The sequence below is a fragment of the Amycolatopsis sp. lyj-23 genome, from assembly GCF_046549135.1.
Taxonomy (GTDB): domain Bacteria; phylum Actinomycetota; class Actinomycetes; order Mycobacteriales; family Pseudonocardiaceae; genus Amycolatopsis.
This window is the reverse complement of the sequence record NZ_JAJPWN010000013.1, coordinates 173800-193881: the sequence shown is the minus strand read 5'-3', so window position 1 is coordinate 193881 and position 20082 is coordinate 173800. Positions and strand designations below refer to the sequence as shown.

General features: G+C 71.4%; 20 protein-coding genes. 5 read left to right on the top strand and 15 right to left on the bottom strand.

Translation table 11 applies throughout. The features are described from left to right. Nucleotides 1-33: 33 nt before the first annotated feature. The 6 genes from ACLJPY_RS31275 to truB form a co-directional block, all read right to left on the bottom strand. Nucleotides 34-2289 carry a polyribonucleotide nucleotidyltransferase gene (locus tag ACLJPY_RS31275; protein ID WP_410593843.1) on the bottom strand — a complete coding sequence of 752 codons (2256 nt, stop codon included), beginning with the start codon at nucleotides 2287-2289 and terminating at the stop codon, nucleotides 34-36. Nucleotides 2290-2520: 231 nt separating this feature from the next. After that, nucleotides 2521-2790, bottom strand: a complete 270-nt coding sequence (gene rpsO / locus ACLJPY_RS31270) for a 30S ribosomal protein S15 (RefSeq protein ID WP_003084034.1) — start codon at nucleotides 2788-2790, stop codon at nucleotides 2521-2523. 132 nt (nucleotides 2791-2922) lie between these two features. Then, complete coding sequence (gene thpR / locus ACLJPY_RS31265) at nucleotides 2923-3429, bottom strand: RNA 2',3'-cyclic phosphodiesterase (protein WP_410593841.1); 507 nt, start codon at nucleotides 3427-3429, stop codon at nucleotides 2923-2925. Continuing rightward, entirely contained in the window at nucleotides 3429-3902 is a 474-nt protein-coding gene (locus ACLJPY_RS31260) for an XRE family transcriptional regulator (protein WP_410575261.1), read from the bottom strand. The genes thpR and ACLJPY_RS31260 overlap by 1 nt, the downstream gene beginning before the upstream one ends. Nucleotides 3903-3981: 79 nt before the next feature. Then, nucleotides 3982-4965: a bifunctional riboflavin kinase/FAD synthetase gene (locus ACLJPY_RS31255; RefSeq protein WP_410593839.1), complete on the bottom strand. Its 984-nt coding sequence runs from the start codon at nucleotides 4963-4965 to the stop codon at nucleotides 3982-3984. Between the two features lie 28 nt (nucleotides 4966-4993). Further along, entirely contained in the window at nucleotides 4994-5899 is a 906-nt protein-coding gene (truB, locus tag ACLJPY_RS31250) for a tRNA pseudouridine(55) synthase TruB (protein ID WP_410593837.1), read from the bottom strand. A gap of 179 nt (nucleotides 5900-6078) precedes the next feature. Here truB and ACLJPY_RS31245 point away from each other — a divergent pair, with 179 nt between their 5' ends. Further along, complete coding sequence (locus ACLJPY_RS31245) at nucleotides 6079-6459, top strand: VOC family protein (protein ID WP_410593835.1); 381 nt, start codon at nucleotides 6079-6081, stop codon at nucleotides 6457-6459. On the opposite strand, the gene ACLJPY_RS31240 is transcribed toward ACLJPY_RS31245, so the two are convergent. The 3 genes from ACLJPY_RS31240 to ACLJPY_RS31230 form a co-directional block, all read right to left on the bottom strand. After that, nucleotides 6460-7782, bottom strand: a complete 1323-nt coding sequence (locus ACLJPY_RS31240; RefSeq protein WP_410593833.1) for an MFS transporter — start codon at nucleotides 7780-7782, stop codon at nucleotides 6460-6462. 283 nt (nucleotides 7783-8065) lie between these two features. Continuing rightward, a complete protein-coding gene (locus ACLJPY_RS31235) occupies nucleotides 8066-9385 on the bottom strand; it encodes an MATE family efflux transporter (RefSeq protein ID WP_410594068.1) in 1320 nt (439 codons plus the stop codon). A gap of 82 nt (nucleotides 9386-9467) precedes the next feature. Beyond that, nucleotides 9468-10457, bottom strand: a complete 990-nt coding sequence (locus ACLJPY_RS31230; protein WP_410593831.1) for a DHH family phosphoesterase — start codon at nucleotides 10455-10457, stop codon at nucleotides 9468-9470. Nucleotides 10458-10482: 25 nt separating this feature from the next. On the opposite strand from ACLJPY_RS31230, the gene ACLJPY_RS31225 reads away from it, so the two are divergent. Beyond that, nucleotides 10483-11514 (top strand): TRM11 family SAM-dependent methyltransferase, encoded by a 1032-nt coding sequence (locus ACLJPY_RS31225; protein ID WP_410593829.1) that lies wholly within the window; start codon nucleotides 10483-10485, stop codon nucleotides 11512-11514. Between the two features lie 9 nt (nucleotides 11515-11523). Here the strand turns inward: ACLJPY_RS31225 and ACLJPY_RS31220 are convergent, their stop codons facing one another. Next, complete coding sequence (locus ACLJPY_RS31220; RefSeq protein WP_410593827.1) at nucleotides 11524-12669, bottom strand: SPFH domain-containing protein; 1146 nt, start codon at nucleotides 12667-12669, stop codon at nucleotides 11524-11526. Between the two features lie 21 nt (nucleotides 12670-12690). After that, the gene (locus ACLJPY_RS31215; protein WP_410593825.1) at nucleotides 12691-12918 is read right to left on the bottom strand and encodes a hypothetical protein; all 228 of its coding nucleotides are present in this window, start codon (nucleotides 12916-12918) and stop codon (nucleotides 12691-12693) included. A 154-nt stretch (nucleotides 12919-13072) separates the two neighbouring features. On the opposite strand from ACLJPY_RS31215, the gene ACLJPY_RS31210 reads away from it, so the two are divergent. Genes ACLJPY_RS31210 through ACLJPY_RS31200 form a run of 3 tightly spaced genes read left to right on the top strand, consistent with a single transcriptional unit; the run spans nucleotide 13073 to nucleotide 15349 of the window. Then, nucleotides 13073-13615 carry a TetR/AcrR family transcriptional regulator gene (locus tag ACLJPY_RS31210; RefSeq protein ID WP_410593823.1) on the top strand — a complete coding sequence of 181 codons (543 nt, stop codon included), beginning with the start codon at nucleotides 13073-13075 and terminating at the stop codon, nucleotides 13613-13615. Continuing rightward, a complete protein-coding gene (locus ACLJPY_RS31205) occupies nucleotides 13612-14229 on the top strand; it encodes a class I SAM-dependent methyltransferase (RefSeq protein WP_410593821.1) in 618 nt (205 codons plus the stop codon). The genes ACLJPY_RS31210 and ACLJPY_RS31205 overlap by 4 nt, the downstream gene beginning before the upstream one ends. Nucleotides 14230-14254: 25 nt before the next feature. Further along, entirely contained in the window at nucleotides 14255-15349 is a 1095-nt protein-coding gene (locus ACLJPY_RS31200) for a hypothetical protein (protein ID WP_410575270.1), read from the top strand. A gap of 15 nt (nucleotides 15350-15364) precedes the next feature. Here the strand turns inward: ACLJPY_RS31200 and ACLJPY_RS31195 are convergent, their stop codons facing one another. The 4 genes from ACLJPY_RS31195 to infB all read right to left on the bottom strand — a co-directional run bounded on the left by ACLJPY_RS31195 (nucleotide 15365) and on the right by infB (nucleotide 20049). Further along, entirely contained in the window at nucleotides 15365-16183 is an 819-nt protein-coding gene (locus ACLJPY_RS31195) for an alpha/beta hydrolase (RefSeq protein WP_410593819.1), read from the bottom strand. Between the two features lie 3 nt (nucleotides 16184-16186). Then, nucleotides 16187-16666: a 30S ribosome-binding factor RbfA gene (gene rbfA, locus ACLJPY_RS31190; protein ID WP_410593817.1), complete on the bottom strand. Its 480-nt coding sequence runs from the start codon at nucleotides 16664-16666 to the stop codon at nucleotides 16187-16189. A gap of 19 nt (nucleotides 16667-16685) precedes the next feature. Beyond that, nucleotides 16686-16979 (bottom strand): DUF503 domain-containing protein, encoded by a 294-nt coding sequence (locus tag ACLJPY_RS31185; RefSeq protein WP_003083991.1) that lies wholly within the window; start codon nucleotides 16977-16979, stop codon nucleotides 16686-16688. Between the two features lie 70 nt (nucleotides 16980-17049). Continuing rightward, entirely contained in the window at nucleotides 17050-20049 is a 3000-nt protein-coding gene (infB, locus tag ACLJPY_RS31180) for a translation initiation factor IF-2 (RefSeq protein ID WP_410593815.1), read from the bottom strand. Nucleotides 20050-20082 lie beyond the last annotated feature (33 nt).

The window sequence follows — 20082 nt, the reverse complement described above, 5'->3', positions numbered from 1 at the left end:
AGATGGCCTTCACGGATCAGAAACGAGCGGTGCTTACTTGGCTTCGGCCTTTTCGGCGTCGGCCGGCTTCTCGTCGCCCTCGGCCGGCTTGGCGGCCTCGTCGTCCTTGACCACGATCAGGCTGATCTTGCCGCGGTTGTCGATGTCGGCGATCTCGACGCGGAGCTTGTCGCCCACGTTGACCACGTCCTCGACCTTGTTGATCCGCTTGCCGTTGCCCAGCTTCGAGATGTGCACCAGGCCGTCCTTGCCCGGCAGCAGCGAAACGAACGCGCCGAACGCGGCCGTCTTCACCACGGTGCCGAGGAAGCGCTCGCCGACCTTGGGCAGCTGCGGGTTGGCGATCGCGTTGATCAGGTCGATCGCCGCCTCCGCCGACGGGCCGTCGGACGCGCCAACGTAGATCGTGCCGTCGTCCTCGATGGAGATGTCGGCACCGGTCTGCTCGGTGATCGAGTTGATCATCTTGCCCTTCGGGCCGATGACCTCGCCGATCTTGTCCACCGGGATCTTCACGCTGGTGACGCGCGGCGAGTACGGGCTCATCTCGTCCGGGCTGTCGATCGCCTCGGCGATGACCTCCAGGATGGTGAGGCGAGCGTCCTTCGCCTGCTTCAGCGCGGCGGCGAGCACCTCCGACGGAATGCCGTCGAGCTTCGTGTCCAGCTGCAGCGCGGTGATGATGTCCTTGGTGCCGGCGACCTTGAAGTCCATGTCGCCCAGGGCGTCCTCGGCACCGAGGATGTCGGTGAGCGCCACGTAGCGGGTCTCACCGTCGACCTCGTCGGAGACGAGGCCCATCGCGATGCCCGCGACCGGCGCCTTCAGCGGCACGCCGGCGTTGTAGAGCGCCATGGTGGACGCGCAGACCGAGCCCATCGAGGTCGAGCCGTTCGAGCCCAGCGCCTCGGAGACCTGGCGGATCGCGTACGGGAACTCATCGCGCTTCGGCAGCACCGGCACCAGGGCGCGCTCGGCGAGCATGCCGTGGCCGATTTCGCGGCGCTTCGGCGAACCGACGCGGCCGGTCTCCCCGGTGGAGAAGGGCGGGAAGTTGTAGTGGTGCATGTAGCGCTTGTGCGTCTCCGGGGACAGCGAGTCGATCTGCTGCTCCAGGCGAAGCATGTTCAGCGTGGTGACGCCCAGGATCTGGGTTTCGCCGCGCTCGAACAGCGCCGAACCGTGCGCCCGCGGGATCACGGCGACCTCGGCCGAGAGCGACCGGATGTCGGTGAGGCCACGGCCGTCCATGCGGATCTTCTCGGTGAGGACCCGCTGGCGCATGATCTTCTTCGTCAGGGCCTTGAACGCCCCGCCGATCTCCTTGTCGCGGCCCTCGAAGGCCTCGCCCTCGCCCAGGCCGACCTTCTCCAGCACGGCGGCCTTGACCTCGTCGGTCGCGGCGTCGCGGTCCTGCTTGCCCGGGATCTGCAGCGCACGGGCCAGGTCATCGGTGGCGATCGCCGCGACGGCGTCGTAGATGTCCTGCTCGTAGGCCAGGAAGACCGGGAACTCGCCGGTCGGCTTGGCGGCGACGTCGGCCAGCTTCTGCTGGGCCTCGCACAGCACCTTGATGAACGGCTTCGCGGCTTCGAGGCCGGCGGCGACCGCGGCCTCGTCCGGCGCCTTGCCGCCGGCGGCGATCAGGTCGAGCGTGTTCTCGGTGCCCTCGGCCTCGACCATCATGATCGCGACGTCTTCACCGACGATGCGGCCGGCGACGACCATGTTGAAGGTCGCCTTCTCCAGCTGCGACCAGGTCGGGAACGCGACCCACTGGTCCTCGATCAGCGCGACGCGGACGCCACCGACCGGGCCGGAGAACGGCAGGCCGGCGATCTGGGTCGACGCCGACGCGGCGTTGATGGCCAGCACGTCGTACGGGTCGTCCGGGTTGAGGCTCTGGACGGTGATGACGACCTGGATCTCGTTGCGGAGACCGTCGGCGAACGACGGGCGCAGCGGCCGGTCGATCAGGCGGCAGGTCAGGATCGCGTCGGTCGACGGGCGGCCCTCGCGGCGGAAGAACGCGCCGGGGATGCGGCCCGCGGCGTACATGCGCTCTTCGACGTCCACGGTCAGCGGGAAGAAGTCGAAGTGGTCCTTCGGGTGCTTCGACGCGGTCGTCGCCGAGAGCAGCATGGTCTCTTCGTCGAGGTACGCGACGACGGCGCCGGCGGCCTGCTTGGCCAGGCGGCCCGTCTCGAAACGAACGGTGCGAGTGCCGAACTTGCCGTTGTCGATGACGGCTTCGGTCTCGTGCACGGTGACTCCGGTGGAGTCGGTCATAGATGTTTCTCCTCTTTGGTTCCTTCGTACGACGCGAGTCTCCCACCCTGGGACCCGTTTCGCCTGAGGACGCTCGAGGAATGAGGCCGGTCTTCGATCGAAGTTCACGGGACGCTACCCGGGAACCACTACCGAGGACCGGCGGACGGACCCTCGTGCGCGCTCGCGCCGTTTGGTGTTGTTCCTGCGACGAGGGGGAGCGACCCGGTGGTCACTCCCCCTCGGTTGCAGCTATCGGCGCAGGCCGAGGCGCTGGATCAGCGCACGGTAACGCTCGATGTCCACCTTCATCACGTAGTTCAGCAGCCGGCGGCGACGGCCGACCAGCAGCAGGAGCCCGCGACGCGAGTGGTGGTCGTGCTTGTGAGCCTTGAGGTGCTCGGTGAGGCCGACGATGCGCTTGGTGAGCAGCGCCACCTGGGCCTCGGGGGATCCGGTGTCCGAGTCGTGCACGCCGTACTCGGCCAGGATCGACTTCTTCTCTTCGGTGGACAGCGCCACTTGTGTTGCTCCTCGAGATAATCAGTGCCGTGCGGCCCCGGACGCCGGATGCACGCCGGGAAGACGGTCACGGCCGCCACGGACTGCAGCCGGACCCGATCGTTGAGGTTACCAGCCCGCTGAACTGCGTCTTCAGCTGCGTGGCTCCAGCGCGAACTTCCGGGCCACCCGGTACCGGGGGCCACCGGCCTCACGCTCGCTGGTCATCAGCGCCACCTCGGTGGCCGGCCAGCGCCGGCTCGTGAAGCTCTCGAGGCTCTTGGTCCAACGCGCGGCGAGCCCGGGTTCTTCCCGGGGGAACCGCGCGAGCGTCAGGTGGGCCCGGTAGGGCCTCGGTTCGGCGTCGGCGCCCGCGGCGTGCGCGAGCGGCGTCAGCTCCGGTCCGGTGGCAGTCAACCACAGCACCCCGGGGAACGTCGCGGCCTTTTCCAGCCGGACGTCGACCGCGCCGCGGCCGGCCAGGCGCTCGCCCAGCCGGGCGGCGCGCGTCCCGACGTCGTCCGGCCCGTAGTAGGCGAGGGTGATGTGCCAGCGCTCCGGCGGCTCCCAGCGCAGGCCGTCGCCGGGTTCGCCGAGGGCCGCGGCGACCTGCTCGACGACGTCGGCCGGCGGGAGCAGGGCGCTGAACAGGACCGGCATCAGGAGCCGTTGCCCGCCCGGCGGAGCAGGTCGGCGATGGCCGGGAAGTCGTCGTCGAGGCGCTTGGCGGCCTCGCCGAGGTCCTCGTCCTCGGCCAGGTCGCGCAGGTAGGCGAGGACCTTCTGGTCTTCGTTGACCACCGGGATGTTGTCGCGGCCGACGGTGGGCCGGGAGTCGCGGACGTCCTCCATCGCGGCCAGCATCGCTTCGCGGTTGCCGGCGGCGACCTCGGGGACCAGGATCTTGCGCTCGAGCATGATCATCCTGGCCAGCACGACCGGGTTGCCGATCTTCGCCCGCCGCCCGCTCATCACCTGGCTGAGCATGGGAGCGCTGATCCCGAGGACCTCGGCCAGGAACGCCTGCGAAACGTCGAACGCGACGACGAGCCGTCGCACGCGGTCGCCGAGCGGCTCCCCGTACCACTCACGCTGCAACGCGATGTTCCGCTGGACGATCTTGTGGTCCTCCACCAGCTCCCCTTATTTTTTTTCGCGCACACCGTCCGTGAGCATCTTGCCATCGCTGCCCCGGCCGTGACCGCGTTATCCCCTATTCGTCCCCGGTCAGGGCGTCCGGGGGCACCTCCAGTGCCTTTCTCGTCTCGACCACGTCGTCGTCGATCTGCGCGACGAGCCCGGCCGAGTCCGCGAACCGCACCTGGTCACGCAGCCGAGTCACGAAGTCGATGGCCACGTGCTGGCCGTAGAAGTCCTCGTCGACGTCGAGGACGAACGCCTCGACGGTCCGCTCGCGCCCCGAGAACGTCGGGTTGGTGCCCACCGAGACCGCGGCGCGCAGCCGACGTGTCGGATCGGCCGAACGGGTGAACCACGCGCTGTACACGCCGTCGGCCGGGACGGCGGCGAACCGCGGCGTCGAGAGGTTCGCCGTCGGGTAGCCGAGCTCGTGGCCGCGCCCGTCGCCCCGGACGACGATGCCCTCGAGGCGGTGCGGGCGGCCGAGGGCTTCGGCGGCGGCGAGGACATCACCGGCGTCGATGCAGGACCGGACGTAGGTGCTCGAGAAGGTGATCGCGGACTGGTCCTCTTCGGACAGTTCCTTGCCCTGCAGCTCGGCACCGAACGCCGCGAAGCCGAACCGGCGGCCGAGGGTGCGCAGCATGGCGACGTCGCCGGCCGCCTTGGCCCCGAAGGTGAAGTTGTCGCCGACGATCACCGCGGCCGCGTGCAGCCGGTCGACCAGCACCTCGTGCACGAACTCCTCCGGCTGCAGCCGGGACAGCTCGAGGGTGAAGGGCAGCACGCAGAAGACGTCGATGCCGAGGCTCTCGACGATCTCGGCCTTGCGCCGCAACGTCGTCAGCTGCGCCGGGTGGCTGCCCGGGCGCAGCACCTCGGACGGGTGCGGGTCGAACGTCAGCATCACGCCCGGCAGGCCGCGCTCGGCGGCCGCGGCCACCGTCCGGCTGATCAGCTCCTGGTGCCCGCGGTGGACACCGTCGAACACGCCGATGGTGACCACGCACCGGCCCCAGCTGCCGGGGAGGTCCCCCAGTCCACGCCACCGCAGCACGTCACACTCCCTGTCTCTCGGGCCCACCCTAGGCGGGCAGCAACACGACCACCGCGCGGGACACGCCTTGTTCGTCGGCGGCCAGTGCGAGCACCCGGCCGTCGGGTCCGAAGAGCCCGTAGGTGCCTTCGACGCCGGCCGCGGGGATGCGCTGGCCGTGCCGGACCGCCTTCGCCGTGGCGGCGTCGAGATCCCGGCGCGGGAACGCGGCGGCGACGGCGGCGTCGAGGTCGAGGCTCAGTTCGGGCTGTTCTTCGAGCTGGTCGAGGGTCCTCGCCTTGGCGAGGGTGAACGGGCCGACCGTGGTGCGCCGGAGGGCCTTCAGGTGGCCGCCGACGCCGAGGTCGGCCCCCAGGTCGCGGGCCAGGGCGCGGACGTAGGTGCCGGAGGAGCACTCGACGACGGCGTCGACCTCGACGTGGTCCTCCTCGTGCCGGACGCCGAGCACGTCGAAGCGGTAGACGGTGACCGGGCGCGCCGGGATGACGACGTCCTCGCCGGCGCGGACGCGGGCGTAGGCGCGCTTGCCGTCGATCTTGACCGCGCTGACGGCGCTGGGCACCTGCTGGATGTCGCCGGTGAGCTTGGCTATTCCGGTGGCGATGTCTTCGTCTTTCACGTTCGTGGTCTCGGCCTCGGTGAGGACTTCGCCCTCGGCGTCGTCGGTGGTGGTGCTGCTGCCGAGGCTGAGGGTGGCGAGGTAGGTCTTGCGGTCCAGCGCGAGGTGGCCGAGGAGCTTGGTGGCGCGTTCGATGCCGAGCACGAGGACGCCGGTGGCCATGGGGTCGAGCGTGCCGGCGTGCCCGACCTTGCGGGTCCCCATGATCCGCCGGGCGCGCGCGACGACGTCGTGGGACGTCATGCCGGCGGGCTTGTCGACGATGAGGAGGCCGGGAGGCGGGGCGGGGCGGCGGGGCGGTTTCGGGCTCGACACGCGGCAAACCCTACTGGCCGCTTGTTGGGGATCGATCAGGCCGCTCGGCCCGGCTCGGCAAGCGCCCCAAGGCGGCCTTGGTTGCTCCATCCATGCCCCCGCCGCCACCCTCAACGGAGGCCACCTTGGGGCGCTTGAGGCAGGCGCCGATCAGGCGGTGATTCCGGCAGGATGGGGCCATGCGGATCAACCACCAGGTCGTCACCTTCGACGCGGCCGACCTCGCGGCCGAAAGCCGGTTCTGGGCCGGGGTCCTCGGCGGGGAGGTGGACGAGGACGGCGACTGGCACATGGTGCTGGTGGACGGGGCGCCGCGGATCGGCGTCCAGCTCGCGCCCGGCCACACGCCGCCGCAGTGGCCGGACGGCCCGGTGAAGCAGCAGATCCACCTCGACCTGTGGGTCGAGGACTTCGCCGAAGCGCACGAGCACGTCACGGCCCTCGGCGCGACCGTGCTGAAGCCCGCGGCGGGCAGCACGTCCGGGGACGACTTCCAGGTGTACGCCGACCCGGCCGGGCACCCCTTCTGCCTGTGCTGGCTGGTGCCCCGGCGCGGGTGATCAGGCGGCGACGATCGGCGTCTCGGGGAGGGCCGCGTCCCAGCGGCGGCGGGTGATGCGGACCGGGAGCTCCTCGCCGCGGGCCTCGGCCAGGAACAGGTGGGCGCGCGTCCGGCGCCACCACACCAGCAGGCGGAACGTCCCCCACGCCAGCACCGCGACCAGCGCCAGCAGCGCCAGCCGGAAGTTTCCGCCGGTCAGCTGCAGGAGGACGCCGACCGCCAGTGCCGCGATCGTCGTCGCCACGAAGCCGCCGACGTTGACCACGCCCGTGGCCGTGCCCACGCGGCTCAGCGGGTTGTAGTCGCGGGCCAGCGCGAAACCGATCATCGACGCCGGGCCGCCCAGTGCGAGGAACGCGAACGCCGGGACCAGGACCGGCAGCGGCACCTGGCCCGGCCAGCCCAGCAGCACCGCCCAGACCAGCGCCGCTCCGCCGATGTAGCCGCCGACCAGGGGCATCCGCAGCGACGGGCGCCGTCCGATCAGGCCGCCGAGCAGCGGGCCGCCCGCCATCGAGCCGAACACGAACACCGTCAGCAGTGCGCTCGCCGTCGCCTTCGACTGGCCTTGGCCCTGGACCAGCCAGGGGACGCCCCACAGCAGCGTCAGGGCGTTCGGGGCGAACATCGTGCTGAAGTGGACCCAGAAGCCCAGGCGCGTCCCCGGCGTCCGCCAGGCTTCGGCGACCCGGCCCGCGAGCTCGCGCGGGCGGACGCTCTCGCGGACCGGCGGCTGTTCGCCCGCCGGGACGTCGCGGACCCGCCAGGCCACGACGACCGTGTAGAGGACCGTGACGGCTCCGACGGCGAGGAAGGTGGGCGTCCAGCCGGCGCTGTCGAGCACCAGCGAGAGCGGGACGGTCGCGGCGAGGTTGCCGATGTAGCCGACGGCCGCGGTGAACGACGTCAGCAGCGCGTACTGGCGGCCCGGGAAGTGGGCCGCGACCAGGCGCAGGACGCTGACGAACGTGAGTGCGTCGCCGAGGCCGAGGACGGCGCGGGCGAACAGGCCGAGGCCGTAGGAGTGGGCGACGCCGAGCAGGAGCTGGCCGGCGCCGAGGATCAGCACGGCGGCCACGAGGACGCGGCGGGGGCCGTAGCGGTCGACCAGGACACCGGTCGGAATCTGCATCGCGGAGTACACGCCGACCTGCAGGACGGTGAAGGTGCCGAGCGCGGCGGCGCCGACGCCGAAGCGTTCGGCGGCCTGCAGCCCGGCGACCCCGAACGACGTCCGGTGGAAGACGGCGAGGAGGTACACGGTGACGGCGGCGAGCCAGATCAGCCAGGACCGGGCGGTGGCACGGCCGGTGGCGGGCACGGCTTCCTCCAGGGTTGAGCGAGTTCAGGGCGCAGGACGCCCACGCTGCCGTCCTCAGTATTTGTAGCGCCTAAGCAACGAAGAACCATAGCCGCGACCCGGGTGGTTTTCCCCACAGGTAACCCCCATCACCCGAGCTCAGCGGGTCGGCCTGCGTACCCGGACGGTCGGCTTGCGTACCTGGAGAGTCGGCTTGCGTACCTGGAGGGTCGGTTCGTGAGCCGACCCTCCAGGTACGCAGGCCGACCCCCTGGGTACGCAGGCCGACCGTTCGGATACGGGGTCAGGTGGGGCGGGTGGCGCCGGTTACCGCCCAGGTTCCGGAACGCCAGCGGGCCAGGACCGCGGCCAGGCGGAGGAGCATGAACAGGGACAGGCCGGTCCAGATGCCCGTGAGGCCCCAGCCGAAGCCGAGGGACGCCCAGATCAGCGGGAGGAAGCCCAGGGCCGCGCTGCCGAGCGTCGCGTTGCGGAGGAAGGCCGCGTCGCCCGCGCCGAGCAGGACGCCGTCCAGGGCGAAGACCACGCCCGCGATCGGCTGCAGAGCCACGAAGAACCACCACGCGTGCGGGATCTCCGCCAGCACGCCCGGGTCGGACGTGAACGCGTGCGGCAGCACCCACGACAGCGCCGCGAACAGCACGCACAGGAAGCAGCCCAGCAGCAGCCCGTACCCGGTGATCTGCGACGCGACCCCGCGCGCCTGCCGCGCCGACCCCGCGCCCAAGGCCGCGCCGACCAGCGACTGCGCCGCGATCGCCACCGAGTCCAGCACCAGCGCGAGGAACGTCCACAGCTGCAGCACCACCTGGTGCGCCCCGACGGCCTCGGTCGACGTCCGGGCCGCCACCGCCGCCGCCGAGACGAAGCACGCCTGGAACGCCAGGCTGCGCAGCACCAGGTCGCGGCCGAGGCCGAGCTGGGCGAGCATCACCTTGAAGTTCGGCCGCAGCCCGACTTTCTCGCGCGCCAGGGCCGCGAAGAACAGCGTGGCCGAGATCACCTGCGCGACGACGTTCGCGATCGCCGAGCCCTCCAGCCCCAGCCCGGCCCAGTACACGAGCACCGGGCAGAGGACGGCCGAGATCCCGTTGCCCGCCAGGACGTACCGCAGCGGCCTCGCGGCGTCCTGCACCCCGCGCATCCAGCCGTTGCCGGCCATGGTGACCAGGATCAGCGGGGCCCCGAACAGCGCGATCCGCAGCCACGACACGGCGGCGGACGCGATCTCGTCATTCCCCGACAGCACCCGCGCGATCGGCCACGCCAGCAGCTGCCCGGCGGCCAGCACGAACAGCCCGACGAAGATCGCCAGCCAGGTCGCCTGCACGCCCTCGCGGACCGCGTCGGCCCGGCGGCCGGCGCCGTGCAGCCGGGCGGTGCGGGACGTCGTGCCGTAGGACAGGAACGTCAGCTGGCCCGACACCTGGGCCAGCACGACGCCGCCGAGCGCCAGCCCGGCCAGCGACAACGCGTCGAGGTGACCGACCACGGCCGTGTCGACCAGCACGTACAGCGGCTCGGCGGCCAGCACCCCCAGCGCGGGCACGGCCAGGCCGAGCACGCGCTTCGCCGGAACCCGCTCGGTCTCCTCCACGTTCACCACGAACCGGACTCTAACCGCCGCCACCGGCCGTTCTGACCGGCGGGAACCCGGGAACTTCCCGGCCCCGCCATCCGACGCGCTACAGCAGCGGTGCCCGCTCCAGCGCCTCGCGCAGGCCCGCCACGACCTCGTCGGCCGAACCCGCGACCGTGCAGCCCGCGGCCTGCCGGTGCCCGCCGCCGCCGAACTCGGCCGCGACCGCCGAAACGTCGATCCCGGTGGAACGCAACGAAACCTGCCACTGCCCCGGCTGCGCGAGGTCCTGTTTGAGCACCGCCGCGACGGCCGCCTCGCGCACCGAGCGGACGACGTCGATCACCGACTCGACCTCCTCGCCGCGGACCGTTCGGGCCGCGTCGATGCCGACCACGGCGTGCACGAAACCCCGGCCCTGTGCGGCTTCCGGCTCCAGCCGGGCCCCGCGCAGCACCGACGAGAGCATCGGCAGCCAGGCGAACGGGCGTTCGTCGACGATCCGCCGCACCACCGCTTCCGCCTCCACCCCGGCTTCCAGCAGCCGGGCCGCCATCCGGTGGGTCTCCGGGCTCGCGCGGCGGAACCCGCTCGTGTCGGTGACGATCCCCGCGTAGAGCCCCCGGGCGATCGGCTCGTCCAGCTCGGCACCCAGCTCGTCGAGGACGCGGAACACGAGGACGGCGCTGGCCTCGGCGCTCTCGTCGACGACGTGGCAGGTGCCGTAGAAGGTGTTCGTCGCGTGGTGGTCGATCACCAGCACGGCGCCGGCGAGTTCGACGCGCCCGGCGAGCCGGCCGAGCCGCTTCGGTGTCGGCGTGTCGACGCAGACGAGCAGTTCTTCGGAGTCCGGGAGCGCGTCCGGGTGGGTGAGCAGGCCGTCCTCGTCGAGCCACCGCAGCGACTCGGGAGCCTCGTCGGGCTCGCCGAAGGAGACGCGCACGCGGGCCCCGCGCTGCCGGAGCGCCCGGCCGAGGGCCAGCGCGCTGCCGAGCGCGTCCGCGTCCGGCCGCACGTGGCCGAGGATCGTCACGTCCCCGGCCGACGCGAGCAGCGCGGCCGCGTCCCGGATGTCCTGCGCCGAAGTAGGGGTCACGGTGCGTCACGCTACGCTCTGCGGGATGCCTGAGTACGCGATGCTGGTCTACCCGTCGGCCAACCGGGTCTACGCCGCCTCCGCCCCCGCGCTGCTGCGCGCCGAGCTGGCGGTGTTCGGCGCGGGTCTGGCGGCCGAGCTGTCCGCGATCGAGGAGGTCGAGCTCGGCGGCGTCGGTTACGTCCGCTTCACCAGCTCGGCACCGCTCGGCGAGCGCGACCTCGCGCTGCTGTCGAACCTCTCGTCGCTGTACGCGCTGTTCGAGCTCGGTGACGACGTCCTCCGGCCGGTCCGGGTGACACCGCTGGCGAAGGCGGACTCGGACCTGCTGACCATCCAGAAGTACGCGGGCAAGACGAACGAGCTGTTCACCAAGCTGCTGGTGAACGTCACGCTGATGGCGACGGCGGACCCGTTCCCGGCCGAGCCGAAGTACCTGCTCGACCCGCTGTGCGGCCGCGGGACCACGCTGAACCAGGCGATGATGTACGGCCTGCACGCGACCGGCCTCGACGTCGACGCGAAGGACTTCGAGGCCTACGAAGCGTTCATCAAGACGTGGCTGCGGAACAAGCGCGTGAAGCACACCGCCGAGTCCGGCCAGCTGCGGCGCAACAAGGCGCGGCTCGGGCGGCGGCTCGACATCGAGTACGCCCTCGACAAGGAAGCGTACAAAGCGGGCGACACGCGCAAGCTCACCTACTTCAACGCCGACACGCTGACCACCGACGAGGTGCTGCGCGCGAACTCCTGCGACGTGATCGTCACCGACGCGCCGTACGGCGTCCAGCACGGCAGCCACCGCGAGGCCGGGTTGCAGCGGAGCCCGCGCGACCTGCTCGCGGCGGCCGTTCCCGTGTGGACTCGCGTGCTGAAGCCCGGCGGAGCGCTCGGGATTTCGTGGAACACCACCGTGCTGCCGCGCGAAGAGCTGGTCGAGGTGCTGCGGAAGGCCGGGCTCGACGTCCGCGAAGGCGGGCCGTGGGCGGAGTTCGCCCACCGCGTCGACCAGGCCATCCTGCGCGACCTGGTCGTCGCGGTGAAACCGGCGTCCTGAGCTGCCCGGTCAGGAAGCGGTGAGCTCGCCCGGCTTGGGCGCCTGCCCGTTCGTCTCGGGCGCGGCCGCGGGCGGCGCGGTGGTCAGGCCGCGCTTCACCGAGTCCAGGATGGACAGTCCCTGGCCGACCAGCCCGGCGGCCATCTCGCCGAGGCCGTCGGCGCCGTTGAGGATGTTGACGTTCGCCCCCGACAGGCCCCGCCCGGCTTCCTTGACGATCTGCGGCAGCTGGTCGATCAGCATCCGGTCGAGCGCGACCCGGTTGTTCGACGCCGCGGCCTCCGCCTGCACGCGCATCTTCTCCGCTTCGGCGAGCGCGAGGATGCGGATCCGCTCGGCCTCGGCGTCGGCGGGCTTGATGACCTCGGCGACCAGCTGCTGCTGCCGCAGCTCGGCTTCGCGCTGGGCCAGCTCGGTGCGCGCGTCGATGACCTCCTGCTGCGCCTTCGCCTGCGCGAGCGGGCCGGCCTGAGCTGCTTGAGCCTGGGCCGCTTCGACCTCGGCGCGGTACCGCGCCTGCACGATGGACGTCTGCCGGGCGTACTCGGCCTGCGTCCGCTGCGACTCCTGTTCGGCCTCCGCCGCGGTCTTGTTCGCCACGGCCTGGGCGATTTGGGCGTCCCGCTGGATGGCGGCGTTGTGCGGGGCGGCCATCGCGGCGATGTAGCCGAGCTTCATGTCGTCGATCGACTGGATCTGCAGGGCGTCGACGGTGAGGCCGATCTTGGCCATCTCCACCGCGGAGCCGTCCAGCACCTCGGTGGCGAGCTTCTGCCGCTCGGTGATGATCTCCTCGACGGTCATCGACCCGATGATGGACCGCAGGTGCCCGGCGAAGATCCGGCCGGTCAGCACGGACATCTGGTCCTGGTCGGAGAGGAACCGCTGGCCGGCGTTGACGATGCTTTCGGTGTCGTTGCCGACCTTGAACGCGATCACCGCCCGGACCGTCAGGGCGATGGCCTGCTTGGTGACGCACACTTCGGTCACTTCGGCTTCGCACATGGCCAGCGTGAGGAACCGGACTTTGCGGAAGACGGGCATGACGAAGGCACCGTGGCCGGTGACGACCCGGAACGGCGACGCGCCCTTGCTGTTCTTGCCCCCGGAGATCAGCATCGCCTCGTTGGGAGCGGGCACGCGATAACCGAACATCGGCTGTCCTTTTCGCAAGCACTAAGAATCGGGATCCGAGGCGTCCCACGCCACGACGTCGACCGTGCGCCGTCCCCGGGTTTCCACGACCAGGACGGTCGTGCCCTTCGGCAGCTCCGTGTCGGACCAGGCAAGGAAGGTTTCCAGGCCGCCCCTGATCCTGATCAGCACCTCCCCGGGCCCCCGCTGCCCGCGGGTGCCGACGAGGAGGACTCCGGTGCGGCCGGACGGGGAAAGGTCGGAGTGCACAGTGCCGACCTCCCTCGGTGGCCGTCTCGGTGCGGGGAACACCCCGCTCGTTTCATTGTGCTCCCGCCGGAGGCACCCGGCGGCCACTGTGAGGTTCCGATCAGGCAGGCAACCGGACGGGCCGCTCGGGCGTACACGGCTATACTCGCAGACCGTGACCGTCGAGGAACGCCCCTTGCGCGCGGACGCCCGGCGCAACCGGGAGGCGCTGGTCGCGGCGGCGCGGGAAGTGTTCGGGGCCAAGGGGGTCGACGCCCCGCTCGACGAGATCGCGCGGCGCGCCGAAGTCGCGATCGGCACCCTGTACAACCGGTTCCCGACGCGGGCCGACCTCGTCGAAGCCGCCTTCCTGCCGTCGCTGCAGGAAGCGCACGCCGTATTGGACGAGGCTCTCGCGTGCGTGGACGCGTGGGACGGTTTCGTCCTGTTCCTGGAGCGTTCGGTGCGGATGCAGGTCTCCGACCGCGGCTTCACCGAGGTGTGCTCGCGGACGTTCGACCCGGCTTCGGGACTGGAGAAAGCCAAACAGGCCAACGGTTCCCGGATCAACCGGATCATCGCGCGCGCCCAGGAAGCGGGGGCGCTGCGGCCGGACTTCCGGGCCACGGACCTGGCGATCGTGTTCGCCGCGGCGACCGCCACCCCGGACTGGCGGCGGGCGCTCGGCATGGTCCTCGACGGCCTACGGGCCCGATGAGCTGGCTCGCGGACACCGCCACCTCGTACGACACGGTGGCCTCGAGCTACGCCGAGTGGGTGTCGGACGCGCTCGAGAAGCAGCCGTACCTGAAGGCGGCGCTGACGCTGTTCGCGGCGCAGGTCGACGGGCCGGTGGTGGACGTCGGCTGCGGTCCGGGGCACTTCACGGCGTACCTGGCTTCGCTGAGCGTCGACGCGTCCGGCGTCGACCTGTCACCGGGGATGGTCGACCTGGCCCGCCGGTCACACCCGCAGCTGCGGTTCGAGGTGGGGTCGATGACGGACCTGGCGCTGCCGGACGCGTCGGTCGCGGGAGTGCTGGCGTCCTGGTCGCTGATCCACGTCCCGGACGAGTCGGTGCCGGTGACGTTGGGGCACTTCCACCGCGTCCTGCGGCCGGGAGGGTTGCTGATGATCGGGTACCACGTGGGGGTGGGCACCCGGCTGAAGACGCAGGGTTACGGCGGCCACCCGATGCGGGTCCACGTCCACCTGCGGCAGCCGTGGTGGCTGGCCCGGCGGGTGCGGGACGCCGGGTTCACCGTGGACGCGGAATGGCTGCTCGATCCGGAGGCCGAGGTTTCGCAGGCGATTCTGTTCGCTTCGAAATAGCGTGTCCGTGAGTTACGCTTCGCCCATGCAGATGGGGGTTTTCCGCCGGTTCGGCGTGTTCGTGACGATCATTCTTTCGGCGCTCGCCTCGACACTGCTGCTCGGCGCGTCCGCCGCGCACGCCGCGCCACCGCCGCTGGGCAAGCAGAACTGGGTGGTCAGCGTCGCCGGGTTCACCTCGGCGGCCGGCAGCAACTACCTGCGGCTGGGCTACCTCGTGTTCGATCCGTCGAGCAACGCCGTCCAGCACAACTTCTGGACGTGGAGCCAGCGCGATTACCCCGTTCCGGTGAACAGCGGGGACGTCTACTACTGCGGCGAGTTCCAGCCGGGCACCAACCCGCGGAACAACTGCCCGATCAAGACCGCGCCCGGGTTCACCGGTGACCCGAACGGCCACTTCACCGGCACGTACGCCTACGACTCGGCGTCCGGTCAGGTGACGATCACCTGGACGAGCAGCACGATCAACGGCTCGACGACCGCGGTGAACCTCGGCGAGACCTGGGCGGTCTCCGAGCTGCACCCCGGCCTGGGCCGGATGCAGCTGGTGACCGACACCTACTCGATCACCGGCGGCTACGCGTACGGGAGCAACGCCTCGCTGGCGCAGACGAGCAAGGCGTCGATGAGCACGATCCGCGCCACGCAGCGGTCGTACCAGTACGAGGCCCACAGCTGGAACAAGCTGAAAGTCACCACCGTGGCCCGGGGATCGGGCAGCAGCTTCACGGTGGGCCCCACCTGGAACGCCTGCACCGACGGCTCGTGCCTCGGGTATGTGCAGAAGAACGCGGGTTGCGACGCGGCATCCTGCTGCCCGAACCCGGGGACCGCCGAGTACGACGCGTGCGTGAAGAAGCTCGCCGACAGCGGCGACCGCCGGTTCTACTACCTGACCGGCGATTTCGGCGGCCGGCGCAACAGCTACGAGTTCTGGTGCGAGTGCCTGTCCTACGACGGGTGCTACCTGGGCAACAGCCACGTGCGGCCGCTGCTGCAGGTGATCGACGACTCGGGGGCGTTCCAGGGCTGGGTGGGAGCCGAGGTCAGCCCGGACCGGAGCGGCACCCGGGAGATGGACGGCGAGTACTACGGCGCTTTCGCGATCGTGGCCTGACGCCCGGAGAACCGGTCACGACAGGCGCTGCCCGACGAACTCCAGGACGTCCGGCAGGATCCCCCGCCAGTAAGCGTCGTCGTGGCCGCCCGGGGAAAACCGGGACACCTCCGGGGAAACCGCCCGCACCAAGCGCCGGTCCGCGGCCAGGAACGGGTCCGACTCACCGCACCACACGCCCAAGCCCGTGGGACGCAGCTCCGCCGGGTGCAGCAGGGGTTCCTCCGCGCGCCAGTTCGCCTCGTCCGCGAACACCTTGCGGCTGCGGGCGTCCGGCCAGCTGACGAACAGGGCGGCGCTCACCGTCGCCACCGCCTTCAGGTCCGGGTGGGTGCGGGCGAGCCGCAATGCGCCGAAGCCGCCCATCGAAATGCCGAACACCGCCGAGGGTGGACGCAGGTCGCGGGCCGTCAGCCAGGCCGGGACTTCGTCCGTGAGCATGCGCTGCGGGTCGTCGTCACCGCCGGTTTTCACCCAGTAGTGGTCGCCGTCGAGGGCGGCGATCGCGAAGGGCGGCGTTCCGGAGCGGACCGCCGCGGTCAGCAACGCCGGGACGCCCAGGGAGAGGAACGTCCGGGCCTGGGCGCCGCGGCCGTGCAGGGCCAGGCACACCGGCAACCCCGAAGCCGGGACGCCTTTGGGCGTGATCAGGACCAGGTCGACGTCGGTGCCGCGGGCCGCCGAGGGCATGCGCTGGACCGTCACCGGTCCGGGCAACGCCGCCGGGCGAGTCGGTGCCGGCACCGGAGGCGGGCCAGGAGGGGGTTCCGGAGACGAGCAGCCCGCCAGCAGCGCCAGTGCGCTGCCGGCGAGCAGGCCGCGGCGGGAAAGCACGGGTCAGCCCCGGCTCTCCTCCTCCGCGAGCTCGTCGTCGTCTTCGGTCTCTTCGCGCGGGGCCTTGTACGGGTCGGCGTCGCCCGCGTGCTGGGCGCCGGTGGCCCGGCGTGCGACCTCGGCGTCGGCCTCGCGGGCCTTGGCCAGGAGGTCTTCGATCCGCTTCGACTCCTCGGGGATCGTGTCCGCGACGAACGTCAGCGTCGGCGTGTAGCGGACGCCGGTGCCCTGCCCGACCTTCGTGCGCAGCACCCCGCGCGCCGATTCGAGCGCGGCCGCCGCGCCCGCGAAGTCCGGGACGGAGTCCAGCTTCTCGCCGAGGACCGTGTAGTACACCGTGGCGTCGTGCAGGTCGCCGGTGACCTTCGTGTCCGTGATGGTCACGTAGTCCAGCCGGGGGTCCTTGACCTCGTGCTCGATCGCCGACGCGACGATCTGCGAGATCCGCTTGGCGAGCTTGCGAGCCCGAGCAGGATCAGCCATGTCGTTCTCCTAGGGAAATCTAATCGTCCGGGCCGAGCAGCCGGCGGCGCGCGGACAGCAGTTCGAACTCCGGCCGGCTCGCCACGTACCGCTCACACGAGTCGAGCACGTCCCGGACGTGCTCGCCACCTTCGGCGACCACGGCCACCCCGATGAGGGTCCGGCGGTGCAGGTCGGTGTGCCCGGCTTCGGCCACCGACACGGCGAAGCGCTTGCGCACCTCGGCCAGCACCGGACGGACCACGGATCGCTTCTGCTTCAGCGAATGGACGTCGCCGAGCAGGATGTCGAGCTCGAGAGCTCCGACGAACATAGGCAGTTTTGGTGGTGTAGTAGGGAGACACCGGGTGTGCGCGAGAACGCACACCCGGTGTCGAACATCCTTACGCTCGCGGCTTTTCGCGCTGCTCGTACGTCTCGATCACGTCGTCGACCTTGATGTCGCCGTACGAACCGAGCGTCAGACCGCACTCGTAGCCCTCGCGGACCTCGACCACGTCGTCCTTGAACCGCCGCAGCGAGCTGATCGGCAGGTTCTCCGCCACGACGGTGCCGTCGCGCAGGAGACGGGCCCGGGCGTTGCGCCGGATCTCGCCGGACATGACCAGGCAACCCGCGATCGTGCCGATCTTGGAGGACTTGAAGACCTCGCGGACCTCCGCGCGGCCCAGCTCGACCTCTTCGTACTCCGGCTTGAGCATGCCCTTGAGGGCCTGCTCGATCTCGTCGATCGCCTGGTAGATGACCGTGTAGTACCGGACGTCGACGCCCTCGCGGGTGGCCCGCTCGGTCGCCTTGCCCTGGGCGCGGACGTTGAACCCGAGGACGATCGCGTCGGACGCGGTCGCCAGGTCGATGTCCGACTCGGTCACGCCACCGACACCGCGGTGGACCACGTTCAGCTCGACCTCGTCGCCGACGTCCAGCTGGAGCAGCGAGGCTTCGAGGGCCTCGACCGTACCCGAGTTGTCACCCTTGATGATCAGGTTGAGGCTGTTCGTCTCCTTCAAGGCGGAGTCGAGGTCCTCGAGGCTGACCCGCTTGCGGCGCGACGCGTTGAGCGCGTTCCGCGTGCGAGCCGACCGGCGCTCGGCGATCTGCCGGGCGACGCGGTCCTCGTCGACCACCAGGAAGGTGTCACCCGCACCCGGCACCGAGGTGAACCCGATGACCTGGACGGGCCGCGACGGCAGCGCCTCGGTGACGTCGACGTTGTGCTCGTCGACCATCCGGCGGACGCGGCCGTAGGCGTCACCCGCCACGACCGAGTCACCGACGCGCAGCGTGCCGCGCTGGACCAGGACGGTCGCCACCGGGCCGCGGCCGCGGTCGAGGTGCGCCTCGATCGCGACACCCTGGGCCTCCATGTCCGGGTTGGCCCGGAGGTCCAGAGCGGCGTCCGCGGTCAGCAGGATCGCCTCGAGCAGGCCGTCGATGTTGATGTTCTGCCGCGCGGAGATCTCGACGAACATCGTGTCGCCGCCGTACTCCTCGGCGACCAGGCCGTACTCGGTCAGCTGCTGCCGGATCTTGTCCGGGTTCGCGCCTTCCTTGTCGATCTTGTTGATCGCGACCACGATCGGGGCCTTGGCGGCCTGCGCGTGGTTGATCGCCTCGACCGTCTGCGGCATCACACCGTCGTCGGCCGCCACCACGATCACCGCGATGTCGGTCGAGTTGGCACCACGGGCACGCATGGCGGTGAACGCCTCGTGACCCGGGGTGTCGATGAAGGTGATCAGGCGCGGGGTGCCCTCGAGCTCGGTCTCGATCTGGTACGCACCGATGTGCTGCGTGATGCCGCCGGCCTCGCTCTCGCGGACCTTCGTCTTCCGGATCGTGTCGAGCAGGCGGGTCTTACCGTGGTCGACGTGACCCATGATGGTCACGACCGGCGGCCGGACCTGGAGGTCCTCTTCGCCACCCGCGTCGTCGCCGTAGGTGATGTCGAAGGTCTCCAGCAGCTCACGGTCTTCTTCCTCGGGGCTGACGACCTGAACCGTGTAGTTCATTTCGCCGCCGAGCAGCTCGAGGATGTCGTCCGACACGGACTGCGTCGCGGTGACCATCTCGCCGAGGTGGAAGAGCACCTGCACCAGCGAAGCCGGGTTGGCGTCGATCTTCTCGGCGAAGTCGGTCAGCGAGGCACCACGCGGCAGCCGGATCGTCTCGCCCTGCCCCTTGGGCAGGCGGACGCCGCCGACGCTGGGCGCCTGCATGTTGTCCATGTACTCCTGGCGCTTCTGCCGCTTCGACTTGCGGCCCTTGCGCGAGGGACCACCGGGGCGCCCGAAGGCACCCGCGGTACCGCCACGGCCACCGGGGCCGCCACGACCGCCGCCGCCACCGCGGAAGCCGCCGCCACCGGCCGGGGCGCCGCCCCCACCGGGACCGCCGCCACCCGGGCGGAAGCCGCCGCCGCCACCGCCGCCGCCACCGGGACGGAAGCCACCGCCGCCGCCACCGCCACCGGGACCGCCGCGGAAACCGCCGCCACCGCCACCGGGACGACCGCCGCCGCCACCGGGGCCGCCACGGGCGCCGCCACCGGGGCCACCGCGGGCGCCGCCACCGGGACCGGCGGGACGCTGCGTGCGGCCCGGCATCATGCCGGGGTTCGGCCGCGGGGGCATGTTGCCCGGGCTCGGCCGGTTGCCACCGGCGCCACCACCCGGCCGCGGGGCCGGACGGTCACCGCCGGCGCCACCGCCGGGACGCGGGGGCCGGTTGTCGCCGCCCTGGCCGCCGCCGGGGCGCGGAGCCTGCGGACGCGGGGCCGGGGCGCCGGAACCGACGCCGAACGGGTTGTTGCCGACGCGCGGGGTGCGCGGGCCGGGCTTGGGACCGCCGGGCTTGGGGCCCTGCGGCTTCGGCGGGACGACCGAACCGGTGCCCTGCGCGGGCGCGGCCGGGGTGTCCTGCTTGGGCGCAGCCGGAGCCTCGGCTTTCGCGGCCGGGACCTGCTCCTGGGGTGCGGGCGCGGCGGGCTGCTGACGCGGGCCGGGCCGCGGACCGGGGCGCTGCCCCGGGGTGGCCGGCTTCGACGCCGCGGGCGCCTGCTGCTGGGGTGCGGCCGGAGCCGCCTGGACCGACGGAGCGGGCGCCGCCTGGGCCGCCGGAGCCTGCTGGGCAGGCGCGGGGGGCTTCGGGGCGGCGGGTCCGGGCTTGGCGGCCGGCGGACCGGGGCGCGCCGACGGACCGGGAGTGGGCTTCTTGGCGCCCTTGGGCGCATACGCGTCGCGGAGACGGCGGGCGACGGGCGCCTCGACCGTGGACGACGCGGACTTGACGAACTCGCCCTGTTCCTTCAACTTCGCGAGCACGTCCTTGCTGGTGATGCCGAGCTCCTTCGCGAGCTCGTGTACGCGGGCCTTGCCTGGCACAACTCTCCTCATCTAGGGGAGGCCAGGCGGAAA